The following is a 14,480-nucleotide window of genomic DNA, read 5'->3' on the forward strand; positions in this document are numbered from 1 at the left end:
GGCTCAGAGTGGGAACCCGGAGCGGTAGAAATCGGTTCGCAGCCAGGGCGTCGTGGCTTATCCGGGCGCGAGCCACTTGCGGATTCCTGCGACGGAACGGAAAGCGTCGGCGGCGTAGCTTTGAACGTCGGGAAGCGCTGCGCGCGCCATCTCGGCAAGCGCGTGCCCAGGCCCGAGATCCAGGGCGCGGTCGACGCCCGATTCGGAAAGGACGTCCAGGGTTGTGGCCCAATCGACTGGGGTTGCGACCTGGGCAGCCAGCTTCTCCACTGCCGTCGCCACTGCGACGACGCGTTCGCCATCGCCGCCGGCTAGCAGCAGGCGACCGGCTATCGGCTCAGCCAATATCTCGGTTGCCAGCGCCGCGCGCAGGGGGGCGACTGCGGTTGCGAGATGAGTTGTGTGGGAGGCGATTTTGACGGCGAGAAGACCGGCGCGGACTGCGCCAGCCGCCAAGGCCGCGGCGCAGACCGCGATGACATCGGGTTCACGGCCGCCTACTATGAACAGATTACCGGGATTGGTGATCGCGATCGCGCAATGATGACGTTCCGTCAAGAGTTCGATCGTCGGTTGCCGCAGCCCGCGGATATAACCTAGCCGTCCGCCGACGCCTCCTGCGGCATCCATCGCGCGCGCGCGTTCGTCGGTAAGCCTCAAGGCAGTCGACGCGGTCCAGATTCCCGCGATGCTCCAGGCGGCCATCTCGCCGACACTATAGCCGGTGACTGCGAGCTGCTCCGGCAGAGCATCTTGAATGCAGGCATGCAGCGTAAGCGCCGCCGTCACAGAAAGGATCTGGCTGGTGCGGTTGGTGGCCAGTCGATCGCTTTTGGCATTCTGCACTAGATGGCGCGGGTCTTCGCCGAGAAGGCGCGTGGCCTCCTCGAAGATCGTTGCAGCTTCCGGCCGGTCGGCAACGAGGCTGAACATATCCGCGGACTGCAAGCCTTGCCCGCCGCAAAGCAGAGCTAGCATGGTGCCTCCAGACGATCGACAAAAAGCGCCATGGCCAACAGGTCTGCGCACCCGCCAGGGCTAAGATTGCGGGCGGTGAAAGCTCTGTGAATAGCAGTGGCCCGCGCTTGCCAGTCCGTTTGAGCCACACCGCCTTCCGCCAGGAAGGTCGATGCCTGCGCCTGGGCGAATGCCAGCCCGGCCGATCCACCCCGATGCAGGAGATTGGTGTCTTCGACGGAGGCGATCAGAGCCATGCAGGCATGGACGCGCGCTGCCTCGTCGCCACGAGCAAACTCACGGCCAGCTCGAAGTGCCGGCAGGGCGATCTTGTAGACCGACGGTAGGCCCTGTGCAGCCTCGGCGCGAGCGCCACCAGCACCATAGTATCGTGCCGCATTGGCGCCATGGCTGTGCAAAGAAACCGGGCCCGTCAGGATAGCCTCTCCCCATCGCTCGGCGATGATCGCACCGAGAGAGCGGCGTACACCGTAAACATGTCGAAAGCCCGCGGCGGCGGCAAGAAGCCCCAAGCCGAAGATTGCGCCGCGATGAGTGTTCACACCGCCAGTCGCAGCGAGCATGGCACGTTCGGCGGCGATGCCGATCGCACGCAGGCGATCCATGCCAGCACCTTCGGCGCCCGCCGCTGCGAGATCGGCAAGAAATGGGGCGAGTGTTTCCGCGCTGCGGATCAGCAGCACGGCGTCCATGTCACAATGCGCGCCATTGTCGATGTGACTGACCAGGCCCGGCTTCGGATGGGTCTCGACTTCCAGCATCAGACAGAGCGCTGCGAGGTCGCCGACATCTTCACTCCTGAAATGCGACGCTGGCGTATAGGCGTGAGAAATGGCAGCGATCATCGCATGCCTCCCGCGAGAATATCGGCTCGGCAGACGACGCGCACGTCTCGCAGACCTTTGACAATGATGCTGCTGCCAGCGCCTGCACCTCGCAGTTCTCGCCACTGCACGGCTCCCGCGGCATTATGAACCTCGCCGTCGATTCGCATCAGCGCGGTCTTGTCAATGGCCGTGATGCCCTCGAGCAGGGATTCGACATCGCCACCGGGGGGTAAATACCACAGTAGATCGAGGTCCGAGGCAGCGGAAAGATAGGGCAACGCTGTAAGGCACTGCCAAGCCAGGCTGCCGAAGACTCGGGTAGTTGCATCAAGGCGGATCAACTGGGCGATGCATGGGTGCCAGCAGGCGGGTGCTGACAGGACGGCGGCGGACAGCAACGGCGGCGGATCTGCGCGCAGGATATCGTCCGGATCGAGCGTTACCGCGATGCGGCGTTTCCCCTGTGCGAGCGGCAGGGGAAGACCGAGAGCCACCTTTTGCGCGTCGTCGCTGCAGAGCGACCGTCTGACGACAAGCGGATAGCCGGCATCGACCCATCCCGCGACGAGGGGCTCATTCGCCAGGTCGGGGCGCTGCGCCATCAATGCGGACCATGCGCGCGGCGAGGGTTTTACCATCGTGTGGCGCGGGAAAATCTCAGGCATGGGATGCCTCCTTTTCGACGCGCTGAGCGATGGAGGCCGCTTTTGGTCGCCCGCCTCGGCCTTCTCCCAAACGATCGCGTGCGTCCCCGCCGGTCTGCTCGGCCAGAAGTGCGAGAAACTGTTCGGCAAGCGATTGATCGGGATTCCATACGGCGTGGATGGCGCCGGTCTGCGCCAGGTTTTCCAGACCCGGCGCGAACACCGGTGTCTTCTCGGCCTTCGCCTTCAGGACCTCAATGGGCAGTTTGGTGACACGTGCCATCGACGGCAGATCCATCACAGCCGGGTGCGCGCCCGGGAGTGCGACAAGCGTGCCGGTGGCCAGTGCGGTCGCAATGAAGGCGCCGGCAGCGCTACCGCCATAGAGCAGGCCGATGGTCCTATGGCCCTGCGCCCCAGCCAGCAGCAGCGTCTTGGCCAGGTGGGCCAGGCATTCGCTGAGGCCCAGCAGTTCGTCACGCCGGCTCATCCGTTGACTGGAGGAATCGATCAGCACGAGAATGGGCGCAGCGCTCCCTTTGCGCGTAATCTCCAGCACATGGCCGGCAAGGATGAGCGCACCTTCGCAGCCGAGCGGGCTTTGACCGGCGATGCCGATGACATGAACCTTGATTGCATTGATGATGCCGCTACCGGAGATCAGATTGTCCATGACAGCCACCTCATGGCCGCCCGGGAACAGCGAAGCGAGGATATCAGCGAGCTCCATTGGCCTTCTCCCGCTTGTCCGTAATGCGTCGTAAAAATTCGTCGGTTGCAAGGCCTGGTATTTCGGTGGGCTCGCTGACGCCAATGTCTGTCCAGATATCAATGGCATCATGCGCCTCGCCGAAACGGTGGAGGCGGTGTTCGAGACGTTGCTGCTCGGCCTCCAGCACGTCGGCATCAAGCCGGCCGTTCCCAGCAAGCACAATGAGCGCAGCTTCGCGGAAGGCCAGGACATCGTCATCGGCGAAGGCATCGGCACCGCCGATCAGATAGCGGTGCTTACCGCCCATTGTCCGCCAGACAAGGGCGCGGTCACGCGAGTCGAATTCCTCAACCCCCTTGTTTGTCTCGATCACTTCCGGACCGCTGACGCTGATGCGACCCTGTTCCGAAACGATCAAGGCAGAGCAGCAACCTGCGATCAGACTGCCACCGCCATAGCATCCGGCGCGGCCGCCGATCAGGCCGAGGACCTGCACGCCAGCCATCCGCGCCTCGACGAGTGCGCGCATGATTTCGGCAATGGCGAGTTCGCCGGCATTGGCCTCCTGCAACCTGACACCGCCGGTGTCGAACAGGATCAGCACAGGTTCTCCGAGCGATCGGGCGGCCCGGAGGAGGCCGGTGAGCTTGGCGCCATGCACTTCGCCGAAAGCACCGCCCATGAAGCGTCCCTCCTGAGCCGCTACCAATATGCGGCGACCTTCGAGAGTGCCGTGACCGACGATGATGCCATCGTCAAATTGTTCCGGCAGATCGAAGATCGCCAGATGCGGGCTGATCTCACGCTGCTCGGGGCCGATAAATTCTGCGAAGCTGCCGGGATCGAGCATTGCTGCGACCCGCTGGCGAGCGCCCGCTTCATACCAACTGTTTGCGGATGTCATGCTTCAAGCTCCTCGATCAGACGGACACCTTGAGCGAGACGCAGGGAGACCATATCCGGCCGCGCCCCGCCGTCATTGATGGAGATGTGCAGGCCGCCCGCCGGCCGCCGCGTCACAAAGTCCTCGATCACCGCTTCCCACACGGCTGCAAAACCGGGCGCTGCCGTGGCGATATCGATTATGCAGATGTTTGCTGGCAAATTACGCTCGAGAAGGACTTCCAGATTGCCCGAGGCGACGACGCCGACGATGGCTCTTGCACGGGTGCCGGTGGCGGGGGTTGACGGCTTCATTGTGAAACTGAGCTTTTCCATGGTCGGTTTCCCCTCATTACCAATTTCGGAACTGACTCGGAGGCTGATAGAGACCACCCGAGGCGAGCATGAGATCCTTGATCGAGCGCGCTGCCAGCATGCGGCGGTCCGCATCTAGCGGATCGATACCGAGATCCTCCGGGCGGCGGATGACGCCGCGTGCGCGTAGCCGTTCGACCATCTTGCGATCACGTGCCCGCCCTACATCGGTGTAACCGGCAACACCGCGGATTGCCTGTTCGCGCTCGTCATTGTCGCGACAGAGCAAGAGGTTGGCGATGCCATCCTCGGTGATGATGTGGCTAACGTCATCGCCGTAGATCATGACCGGTGCGAGATCGAGGTCGAGCTTATCCGCAAGTTCGAGGGCGTCGAGCTGTTCTACAAACAGCGGCACGTTCTTTTCACCAAAGGTCTCGCCGATCTGGACCACCAGTTTACGCCCGCGGCGCAGGCCCTCTGCGGTATCGGGATCGGCATCAGCGCCAGCTTTCAGCCAGGGCTCGCTCGGATGGCGACGCCCGCGCGAATCAGACCCCATGTTGGGGGCGCCGCCAAAGCCGGCGATGCGGTTGGTCGTAACCGTCGAACTATGGCCCTGGAGATCGATCTGTAGAGTGGAGCCGATGAACATGTCGCAGGCATAGAGCCCCGCGACCTGGCAATACGCGCGGTTGGAGCGGAGTGATCCATCCGGACCGGTGAAGAAGATGTCGGACCGCGCCGAGAGATAATCGTCCATGCCGACTTCGGAGCCGAAGCTGTGGACCTGCTCCACCCAACCGGCCTCGATCGCCGGAATAAGTGTAGGATGCGGATTGAGTGCAAAATGCGTGCAGATCTTGCCCTTAAGACCAAGTTTTTCGCCATAGGTGGGCAACAGCAGCTCGATGGCGGCGGTGTTGAAGCCGATGCCGTGGTTGAGGCGGCGAACACCATAGGGCGCATAGAGCCCCTTGATGGCCAGCATTGCCGTCAAGATCTGTGTCTCCGTGATCGCGCCCGGATCGCGGGTGAACAGCGGTTCGACATAGAACGGTTTTTTTGCGTCAACGACGAAATGGACCAAGTCTCCGGGGATATCGACGCGCGGCACCTTGTCGACGATCTCGGCGACTTGCGCCACAACAAGGCCACTCTTGAAGCTGGTCGCCTCTACGACGGTCGGTGTGTCCTCGGTGTTGGGGCCAGTGTAGAGGTTGCCATCCCGATCGGCGCTGACCGCGGCGATCAACGCCACCTGCGGCGTCAGATCGATGAAATAGCGGGCGAAGAGCTCCAGATAGGTATGGACGGCGCCGAGCTCGATCTTGCTACCGAACAGCATGCGCGCGATGCGCGTCGATTGCGGGCCCGAATAGGAGAAGTCCAGCCGCTTGGCGACGCCCTTCTCGAACACATCGAGATGCTCCGGCAGCACGACGCCCGATTGCACCATGTGGAGATCATGGATCTTGCCGGGGTCGAGATTGGCAAGTGCCTTGGCGAGTATATCGGCTTGCTTCTGGTTATCGCCTTCCAGGCAGACGCGATCACCTGGCCGGAGGACTGCTTCCAGGAATCGAGGGAGGTCATCCAAGGCGACGATCTTGCCGCAGGCATAGCGCTGGCCGGCATAGCGTCGCAGTGCGAGAGCCTCCTTTTGTGTACTCCAGTTCCGCATTTCTGGTACTCCGTGCACAACTTGTCCCAGTCTTAGCGAGGCAACGATCAAAGCTCTATTATACTTAGGTGTGGTCACTAAAAGCCGAGCGAGGCGATTGAGGTGCAATTGAGCACTGCGTTTGACAAGATCGCCGACGCGTAGAGTCAATGTGGCGTCAAGAAAAGTTCCGAAAAAGAGTTTGAAATGCGGTTTTGCAATTCCCGACTAGATACCGTATCTCGTCCAAAAGGGCCGAAAATACGCGGAATTTATGAGATAGCTAAATTGCCTTTGGCTAATTTCTAATATGCAATCTTTATTAAGCATAATGACGCATCTGTAAGGTACCTGTGACGCACCGTCCACGATTCGATACGGAACTCCTTCATGAAACGACTTGCAGCCAGTATATTGACCCTCTTGCTCGCCGGCTGCACCACAGTTGACTACGACTTCTCCGCACCAAAACAAACTTCGGCCGTTCAACAGATCGCCGCTCCGACAGGCAACGTGAGCGCGCCGCGTTTCGGTGATCGCGATCCTCACGACTGGACCGGCAAGACGCCGTGGCGATATCCGATTCATGGAACGGACGTCTCGAAATATCAATCCACAGTTGATTGGCAGACGGTTCGCAGCAGCCGTATTTCCTTTGTCTTCATAAAGGCGACCGAAGGCGCCGACAGGTTCGACGAAAGATTTGGCCAGAACTGGGCAGCGGCGCGCGCCGCAGGCATCCCTCGCGGTGCCTATCATTTCTATTATTTCTGCCGTACCGCCAAGGAACAGGCGCGCTGGTTCATCGAGCATGTTCCTAACGATCCGAGCGCTTTGCCCCCGGTTCTCGACATGGAGTGGAACGCCGCTTCTCCAACCTGCAAGCTCAGGCCAAATGCTGCTGTCGTGCGCGGCGAAATGCGTACGTTCCTGGATATTCTCGAACGTCACTACGGCAAGCGGCCAATCATCTATACAACCGTCGATTTCTTCGACGACAACGATCTGAGGCAGCTTGCCAATTATCCATTCTGGTTGCGCTCAGTGGCAGGTCACCCCGATGAGAAGTACGGACCGCATCCCTGGACGTTCTGGCAATATACCGGGACCGGAGTAGTCCCTGGCATACGCGGCGACGCAGATATCAATGTTTTCGCGGGCAATGAAAGCGCCTGGAAACAGTGGCTGGTGCGCAACAAGGTCCGATAAAGCTTAGCGCCAGCGTTTTCTCGCACTTCTTTGACTTCACGCCATCCACATATTCGTGCATTAGCAGGAAAAATTCCGCGTGTACTGAACGCGCCCGTTATCAATGAGATTTTCTTATGAACAAACTATCGATTGCACTTGCCGTCAGCGTTTTTGCCCTGTCCAGCACTGCCCATGCCCTGGATCAGGTAGCACCGACGCAACCGGTAGTGGCAAAGCCCGCATGCGGGGGCGAACTGGAGCCGTGGTTCAATGGCCTGATCGCCGAGGCAAAAGCCGCCGGTGTAACCGATAAGGGCTTGGGTGAGCTTCTCAAGGCTTCGATGGATGACAAGGTACTGGAGCGCGACCGCGCTCAAGGCGTCTTCAATCAGACTTTCCTCACTTTCTCCTCGCGCATGGTGTCCGATTACCGCTTGAAACAGGGCGCGGCAAACCTCAAGAAGTATGCGGATACCTTTGCCAAGGCAGAAGCTGAGTATGGCGTTCCAGGACCGGTGATCGCGGCATTCTGGGGTCTTGAGACGGATTTCGGTGCGGTTCAGGGCGATTTCGATACTTTGAACGCACTCCTGACGCTCTCATTCGATTGCCGCCGGCCAGAACTTTTCCGCCCGCAGTTGATCGCTCTTCTGAAGCTTTTTGACAGCGGTGTCGTCGATGCCAAGACGACCGGCGCCTGGGCTGGCGAGATCGGTCAGATGCAGATGCTGCCAACCGATTATCTCGAGCGCGGCGTCGACGGTGACGGCGATGGCAAGGTCGATCTGAAGCACAGCGCGCCAGATGCGATCATGACCGCTGCTCGTGTGATGCATGATCTGGGCTGGCGCAGGGGTGAGCCATGGCTGGAGGAAGTGAAGCTCACACAGGAGCTGCCGTGGGAAAATGCCATGCGCACCAACCGTCTGCCCCATTCCAAATGGGCTGCGTGGGGCGTTACCGGTATGAAGGGACCGCTCGGTCCCGACGATGGCGATGCCTCGCTGCTGCTTCCGATGGGCCGCAAGGGCCCCGCTTTCCTTTCCTATGCGAATTTCGATATTTTTGTCGAATGGAACAAATCGATCATCTACGCCACGACAGCAGCCTATTTTGCCACTCGCCTGGCTGGGGCGGGTCCGCTTGAGCCAACCAATCCTGAAGCCGGGCTCAATCCCGATCAAATGAAAGAATTGCAGAACAAGCTTGCAGCGCGCGGCCACGATATGGGCCCGAAGATCGACGGCGTGTTCGGCATTCTTACCCGCGATGCGGTACGCGACGAACAGATTCGCCTCGGTCTGCCCGCCGATGCGTGGCCGACCCCGGAGCTTCTCGGCAAGCTTTAGAGCTTCGTCGCGAGCTACTGCGCAGGCGCCATCGTCTCGAGTGAGGCAAAACCTTCCGGTCGATCACCCTCATCGAAGGGCGTCTCCACCTCGACGAACGTGTCGGGGTAAAAGCCGTTGAAGCGCGTGCGCAGCGACAGCGAGTAAGCACCGATATTACCTATCTCGATCCAGTCGCCAGTGTCGACCGTTTCGGGCAACCAGAACGGGCGCGACAGGATATCGACGGAGTCGCACGTTGCGCCGCACACCCGGAACGGCACAATTTCCTTCGGATCGCCATTGCGGTGCTTTTTGGCTGGATCGGGGATGAAACGAGCAGGCAGCGTGATCTTGCCGGTCCACGAATCCGACAGCGACGCCCAGATACCGTCATTTATGTAGAGCCGCCTGCCCTTGCGTAAAAGAACACGCACGATCAATGAAAACGCCCGGGCGACGATGACCCGGCCCGGCTCTGCCACCAGGGGCAAATCACCAAAACCATACTCCTTGATATCGCCCCGCAGCCGCGACATCAGTTGGCCAAGTGAAGGCATCTCGACATGCTTGCGTTTCGGGTCATGCCCGTACTCAGCGGGAAAGCCACCACCAACGTCGAGACCCGCCAAAGGAACCCCGGCGCGGTTGCGTACCCAATCAGCCGAGCTCAAGGCACGCTCATAGGTGTCGGGATCCTCGATCTGGCTGCCAACATGAAAACACAGGCCGACCATGTAGCCGATCTTGTGGGCGCGCTGCAGCAGCTCGACCGCATGCGCTGGAGCGGCGCCGAATTTCTTGGACAGCTCGTAGGCGGCATGTCCCTTGGTTTGCAGTCGTACGTACAGCGTGATGCTGGCTGGATCGATGTCGAGTGCGCGCACGATACGGGTTACCTTGGCGATCTCATCCTCATGATCCACTGCCAGAACACGAATGCCGTAGGTTTCGAGAGCCAGGCGAATATCCGACTGCGCCTTGATCGGGTGCATATAGAGCATCTGCGCATCCGGTGCGACCTTGCGCACCGCTTCGAACTCTCCCGGGGACGCCACATCGAAAACGCTGATGCCATTGCGTGCCAGCGTTTCGAGCACAAGATTTTCGCCGTTGGTCTTGACCGCATAAGCGGTCTCGCCCGGGAACATCTTCATGAACTGGTGTGCGTCATCGATCAGAACTTGCGGGCGAAAGCAGTAGACTGGCTGATCCGGTCGCAGGGTAAGCGCTGCTTCACGGGCCGAGGCGAATCGTTGCATCGTTTTGTTCTGCGTCATGCAAAACTCTTATCAAGGACAGGTGACAGACGAAAGTCGATTTCTTGCAGCTGGAATCGGGTGGTTTTATACCGTTGAACAGCTAGAAACCTTATCAGACAGCACTGTCGAAAGGATCTATCCATGTCCACCGCGCCAACAACGTCGCCCAATCCTCTCGCCATGACCAGCTTCGCATGGTTGCAATTGCTCCTTCTTGGCGCAATCTGGGGTGGGTCATTCTTCTTTGCGCGTGTCGCGGTTCAGGTGGTTCCCCCGTTAACGTTGGTTCTTTTTCGCGTGGCGGTAGCAGCTCTGGCACTTCATCTCTATCTGCTTAGCCGCGGCGTCCGGTTCTGGGACTACCGGGATCATGCATTTGAGTTCGCCGGCCTTGGCCTGCTGATGAACGTCATACCCTTTTCCCTGCTCTTCATCGGGCAGACAGTTCTTGGCGCAGGTGTCGAGTCGATCCTCAATGCGACAACACCGATCTGGACGGTCGTTGTCGCCGCCATCCTTACGGTAGACGAAAGGATCACGATCAACAAACTTGTCGGCATTCTCCTGGGCATATTCGGGCTCGTCATCATGATCGGCCCTGGTGTTCTCACGGGTCTCGGTGGTCCGCTTTGGGCTGAAATTGCTGTGATCGGCGCCACCCTCTCCTACGCTTTTGCCGGCATTCTGGCGAAGCGCTTCAAGGGAGTTCCACCCACAGTAACGTCCACCGGTCAAATGACCGCGTCCACGCTCATCATGATACCCGTGGTGCTCATCTACGACGGCGTTCCTGCCGTAGCGAACATCGATACCGGTGTCTGGTTGGCCATTCTCGGTCTTGGCCTCCTGTCGACCGCTTTCGCCTATATCCTCTATTTTTCGATCGTCCGGACGGCGGGCGCAACAAATGCATCACTCGTCACTTTGATCGTTCCAGTCAGCGCTATTCTGCTTGGAACAATTTTTCTCGACGAGGAGCTCGCGCTTCAGGACTTCGTTGGCATTGCATTGATCGCTCTTGGACTGTTGGCGATTGATGGCAGGCTGCTCTCAAAGCTGCAAAAGCGCCAAAAAGCGTAAAGTTTTCAATATACCGTTAGCCTTACAGCTCGGGGTCCGCGGCTTAATTCTGGCCTAATTGTGGCAAGTTCGAGCTACACCCCTTCTGTGTGACCTTTTTGCTGCACTGCAAAAATATACCGCTTTTGGGAACATTTTATCGTGATTTGAATATTTTCTACCGCTCTAAATGGGTTTAAATTCAAAAACTTAGGTTTAGACGGCAAAAAATTTCTACTATCCATGTCACAAGACCGCAATATTTGGGCTTTTTATGTGGCAAATTTGCGCTATGCTAAATGGGTTAACTGCAGGAGACGAGCGATGGGACTAACTCGATCGATGAATGTCCTTATGATCTGTGCAGCGTTCGCATTTATTGGTGCAATGGTCGTAGGACTAATCCCCTGATTGTAAATAAGAGCGCTACGAAGATGGTCTCTGACCGTTAAGCGAATAGAAAACAGGAAGGCGGCCCGGTTATAGCAACCGGGCCGTTTTCGTTTCAAATCGCCTAGGCTGCAGCCCCGGCAAGACTGGCCTCAACCGTATCGCTGCTACCAGGACGAATGCCAATCAAATGACAGATGGCGAAGGGTAGGTCAGCCCGGTTCATTGTGTAGAAATGGAAATCCTGGATTCCGCGCTCGACCAGATCGAGCACCTGTTCGGCGGCAACCGCTGACGAGACCAAGGCGTGCGTCTGCGGGTCATTGTCCAGCCCGTCAAACCGCTCGGCAAGCCATGTGGGAATATGCGTTCCGGCCTTCGAGCAAAAATTGGTGACCTGCGTGAAATTATGGATCGGCAATATGCCGGGCAGGATCGGAATATAGATGCCAGCGCGGCGAACCTTCTCAACATAACGTTCATAAAGATCGTTCTCGAAAAAGAACTGCGTGATCGCCCGCGTCGCGCCATTGTCGACCTTGCGCTTCAGCATGTCGATATCCGTGGCAAAATCTGGACTTTCTGGATGCTTTTCCGGATACGCGGAGACGGAGATGTCGAAGTCCGCGAAGGCTTTGAGCCCAGCAACCAGCTCGGCGCCGTTCTCATAGCCACCTGGAGTTGGTTTGTAGTGCGCGCCAACGCCACCGGCCGGATCGCCGCGCAACGCCACAAAGCGCTTGACGCCCATGGCCGCAAACTCGCGCACAACCGTATCCACTTCTTCCTTAGTCGCATCGACGCAGGTCAGATGGGCGGCGGCATTGACGTCGGTTTCAGTCAAAATCCGCTTGATTGTACGGGCAGTACGTTCCCGGGTGGTGCCGCCGGCACCATAAGTCACCGATACGAATTCAGGATTGAGCGGCGCAAGGCGCGTCACCGTTTCCCAAAGCCGTTCTTCCATGACTTCCGTCTTCGGCGGGAAAAACTCAAATGAAACACGGATATTTGACCCAATATCCGAACGGCGGGACTGGCGAAAAAAACTCATTATACGCTCTCCGTTATGCGGGAGGTTGAATCGGGATCGGCGATCAGCAGGCGTGGGTCGCGTGCCAGCCACAATTTGACGGTCAGTTTGTCGTCGCCCTTCGGTTCTAGATCGCGGCTCTCTTCGAGCATCAATCCAGCCTCGGTCAGCCAGTCGCGCATCTGCCCGTTGTTGAACCCAAGACGCACATGCGCATGACTATCGCGCAGGAACTCAAGCTCATGCGGAGCAAAATCGACGATCAACATGCGCCCGCCCGCCCGCAACGCGCGAGCCGCTTCGCGTATTGCTTCCGCCGGATTATCGAGAAAGTGCAGAACCTGGTGAATGGTTACGAGATCAAACGATTCCCGATCAACCGGCAGCGAGTAGACGTCACCGTGGCGAACCTGCGCGTTGGTAACCCCATCGCGGTCAAGGTTTGAACGGGCAATAGTCAGCATGTCGCGATTGATGTCGATGCCGACACCGCGCACATAAAGCGGAGCGAAAAGCTCCAGAAGGCGGCCTGTTCCTGTCCCAACGTCGAGCATGGCCTGGAAGGGCTTGCGACCGACGATCTTGAGGAGCGCGTCCTCAACAGCGCCATCCGGGACGTGCAGTGACCTGATCGCGTCCCAGCTGGTGGCATTGGCGCTGAAGTAGGCAGCCGCACGCTCGCGACGCTGCAGCTTCACCGAGGAAAGGCGTTCAAGATCACGCTCCAACAGCGGATCGGCGTTGTCCAGACGATCCAGAAGAGAGCGCGCGATGTCGCCGACGATCAGCGATTCTGCCAAACGGAAATAAGCCCAGGAACCTTCCTGATAACGGTTGATAAGGCTTGCTTCAAACAGGAGCTTGAGGTGGCGTGACACACGTGGCTGTGACTGGCCGAGAATAGTCGTAAGGTCCGAAACTGTCAGGTCGCCGCGCGACAAGAGCGCCAGAATACGCAAACGGCTTGGCTCGGCCGCTGCTTTCAGCGTATCGACCATCAGATCAAGATTGAGATTACGCTTGTCCATCACTCACCTCAAAAGACATAAAGATATGTTTATGTGAGAAATCAAATTTTGGCAAGTTGTTTTTGCCGTTGACGACAAATTTTGCCGCGTTTGAAATACGACCAAGAATCACGCAAGGAACCTGCATGAGCACAGGAACAAACCGCCAGCGCGCGATCAACAAGGCGCTGACGCTGCTTCTCCCGGCGGTTCCCTATTCGGATTCGGAGCCGATAAGGGCTGCTGCCGGTGCGCCGCACATGCGGTCATTGCCCCCTCCCATCGCGGTGTGGCTTGCTGCCGTGGCGCATGTCCGCCACCAGCACACGGACTATGATGCCCTGCGCGATGAAGGGTATGACAAGGAGAGTGCGCGATTCTTCGTGCTTGATGCCATCAATCGGAAGTTGACGGAGTGGCGGGCGACGCGTCTGCTGGATCCTGATGAGGAAGATCCGAGCTGATGCTGGTCGTGTCCTGCCAAGTGTCTTCGAAGATCAGTTCCTTGAGCGGCAGCCTTTTGCGCCAGCCACGCTTTTCCAGTTCCGGCGTTTCGTGGAGTTCATCGACATAACCGATACAGAGGTAGGCTATGATCTCGACATGATCCGGAATGCCGAGGACACGGCGCATATCCTGATCGTGGTAAATGCTGACCCACCCAACACCAACACCCTCGGCCCGAGCTGCGAGCCAAAGGTTTTGCACAGCGCAGACGGTACTGTAGAGATCCATCTGGCGATTATGCGTACGTCCAAGCACCACCTTGCCCCCACGAGTGCGGTCGCAGGTGATGCACAGGTTGATCGGCGCCTTGAGAATGCCTTCGAGCTTCAGCGAAGCATAAAGCGCTTGCCGTTCGTCGCTGAATAGCGACTTGGCCTCCTCGTTGGCGCGGGTGAAGACGCGATGTATCTCCACCTTTCGCGCTTCGTCCCGAATGACAATAAAGTTCCACGGCTGCATGAATCCGACCGACGGCGCATGATGCGCGGCGTCCAGCAGCCGCATCAGCACCTCGTCGGGGACAGCTTGCGGCAGGAACTGGTCGCGAACGTCGCGCCTTGTATAGATGGCTTTGTAGACTGCAGCGCGCTCATCATCGGAAAAGCAATCGGCGGTGACCGGACGATACGAAACATTCTGCATTGTTTGCTCCCAACAACGCTTGGAAACTCTCCCCGCTGTC

The 14,480-nt window shown here is 58.7% G+C and carries 15 protein-coding genes; 4 read left to right on the plus strand and 11 right to left on the minus strand.

Annotated elements, in window-relative coordinates; genetic code table 11:
* Window positions 1-57: 57 nt before the first annotated feature.
* The 7 genes from LB462_RS13605 to mdcA are packed head-to-tail and all read right to left on the minus strand — an operon-like array spanning window position 58 to window position 6,042.
* Window positions 58-978: an ACP S-malonyltransferase gene (locus LB462_RS13605; RefSeq protein WP_224508668.1), complete on the minus strand. Its 921-nt coding sequence runs from the start codon at window positions 976-978 to the stop codon at window positions 58-60.
* A complete protein-coding gene (gene mdcB / locus LB462_RS13610; RefSeq protein ID WP_224508670.1) occupies window positions 972-1,823 on the minus strand; it encodes a triphosphoribosyl-dephospho-CoA synthase MdcB in 852 nt (283 codons plus the stop codon). The genes LB462_RS13605 and mdcB overlap by 7 nt, the downstream gene beginning before the upstream one ends.
* Complete coding sequence (mdcG, locus tag LB462_RS13615; protein WP_224508672.1) at window positions 1,820-2,470, minus strand: malonate decarboxylase holo-[acyl-carrier-protein] synthase; 651 nt, start codon at window positions 2,468-2,470, stop codon at window positions 1,820-1,822. The genes mdcB and mdcG overlap by 4 nt, the downstream gene beginning before the upstream one ends.
* Window positions 2,463-3,179 carry a biotin-independent malonate decarboxylase subunit gamma gene (locus tag LB462_RS13620; protein WP_224508674.1) on the minus strand — a complete coding sequence of 239 codons (717 nt, stop codon included), beginning with the start codon at window positions 3,177-3,179 and terminating at the stop codon, window positions 2,463-2,465. Before LB462_RS13620 ends, mdcG begins: the two co-directional genes overlap by 8 nt.
* Complete coding sequence (locus LB462_RS13625; RefSeq protein WP_224508676.1) at window positions 3,166-4,065, minus strand: biotin-independent malonate decarboxylase subunit beta; 900 nt, start codon at window positions 4,063-4,065, stop codon at window positions 3,166-3,168. Before LB462_RS13625 ends, LB462_RS13620 begins: the two co-directional genes overlap by 14 nt.
* Window positions 4,062-4,379, minus strand: coding sequence for a malonate decarboxylase acyl carrier protein (gene mdcC, locus LB462_RS13630; RefSeq protein ID WP_224508678.1), 318 nt, complete (start codon window positions 4,377-4,379; stop codon window positions 4,062-4,064). Before mdcC ends, LB462_RS13625 begins: the two co-directional genes overlap by 4 nt.
* 16 nt (window positions 4,380-4,395) lie before the next feature.
* On the minus strand, window positions 4,396-6,042 hold the full coding sequence (gene mdcA / locus LB462_RS13635) for a malonate decarboxylase subunit alpha (RefSeq protein ID WP_224508680.1): 1,647 nt from the start codon (window positions 6,040-6,042) through the stop codon (window positions 4,396-4,398).
* Window positions 6,043-6,411: 369 nt separating this feature from the next.
* On the opposite strand from mdcA, the gene LB462_RS13640 reads away from it, so the two are divergent.
* Window positions 6,412-7,230, plus strand: coding sequence for a glycoside hydrolase family 25 protein (locus LB462_RS13640; RefSeq protein ID WP_224508682.1), 819 nt, complete (start codon window positions 6,412-6,414; stop codon window positions 7,228-7,230).
* A 116-nt stretch (window positions 7,231-7,346) separates the two neighbouring features.
* Complete coding sequence (locus LB462_RS13645) at window positions 7,347-8,561, plus strand: lytic murein transglycosylase (protein WP_224508684.1); 1,215 nt, start codon at window positions 7,347-7,349, stop codon at window positions 8,559-8,561.
* A 14-nt stretch (window positions 8,562-8,575) separates the two neighbouring features.
* Here the strand turns inward: LB462_RS13645 and LB462_RS13650 are convergent, their stop codons facing one another.
* Entirely contained in the window at window positions 8,576-9,802 is a 1,227-nt protein-coding gene (locus LB462_RS13650) for an alanine racemase (protein WP_224508780.1), read from the minus strand.
* A 141-nt stretch (window positions 9,803-9,943) separates the two neighbouring features.
* Here LB462_RS13650 and LB462_RS13655 point away from each other — a divergent pair, with 141 nt between their 5' ends.
* On the plus strand, window positions 9,944-10,882 hold the full coding sequence (locus LB462_RS13655) for a DMT family transporter (protein WP_224508685.1): 939 nt from the start codon (window positions 9,944-9,946) through the stop codon (window positions 10,880-10,882).
* Window positions 10,883-11,375: 493 nt separating this feature from the next.
* Here the strand turns inward: LB462_RS13655 and metF are convergent, their stop codons facing one another.
* Together metF and LB462_RS13665 are read right to left on the minus strand one after the other, a co-directional pair.
* Window positions 11,376-12,305 carry a methylenetetrahydrofolate reductase [NAD(P)H] gene (gene metF, locus LB462_RS13660; protein WP_224508688.1) on the minus strand — a complete coding sequence of 310 codons (930 nt, stop codon included), beginning with the start codon at window positions 12,303-12,305 and terminating at the stop codon, window positions 11,376-11,378.
* Window positions 12,305-13,312 carry an ArsR/SmtB family transcription factor gene (locus LB462_RS13665; protein ID WP_224508690.1) on the minus strand — a complete coding sequence of 336 codons (1,008 nt, stop codon included), beginning with the start codon at window positions 13,310-13,312 and terminating at the stop codon, window positions 12,305-12,307. The genes metF and LB462_RS13665 overlap by 1 nt, the downstream gene beginning before the upstream one ends.
* Window positions 13,313-13,437: 125 nt before the next feature.
* Here LB462_RS13665 and LB462_RS13670 point away from each other — a divergent pair, with 125 nt between their 5' ends.
* Window positions 13,438-13,755 (plus strand): DUF2293 domain-containing protein, encoded by a 318-nt coding sequence (locus LB462_RS13670; RefSeq protein ID WP_106718643.1) that lies wholly within the window; start codon window positions 13,438-13,440, stop codon window positions 13,753-13,755.
* Here LB462_RS13670 and bluB read toward each other — a convergent pair.
* Complete coding sequence (gene bluB, locus LB462_RS13675; protein WP_224508692.1) at window positions 13,688-14,440, minus strand: 5,6-dimethylbenzimidazole synthase; 753 nt, start codon at window positions 14,438-14,440, stop codon at window positions 13,688-13,690. The two genes, LB462_RS13670 and bluB, sit on opposite strands and share 68 nt — an antisense overlap.
* Between the last annotated feature and the right edge of the window lie 40 nt (window positions 14,441-14,480).

Source organism: Phyllobacterium chamaecytisi, from assembly GCF_020164455.1.
GTDB lineage: Bacteria > Pseudomonadota > Alphaproteobacteria > Rhizobiales > Rhizobiaceae > Phyllobacterium > Phyllobacterium chamaecytisi.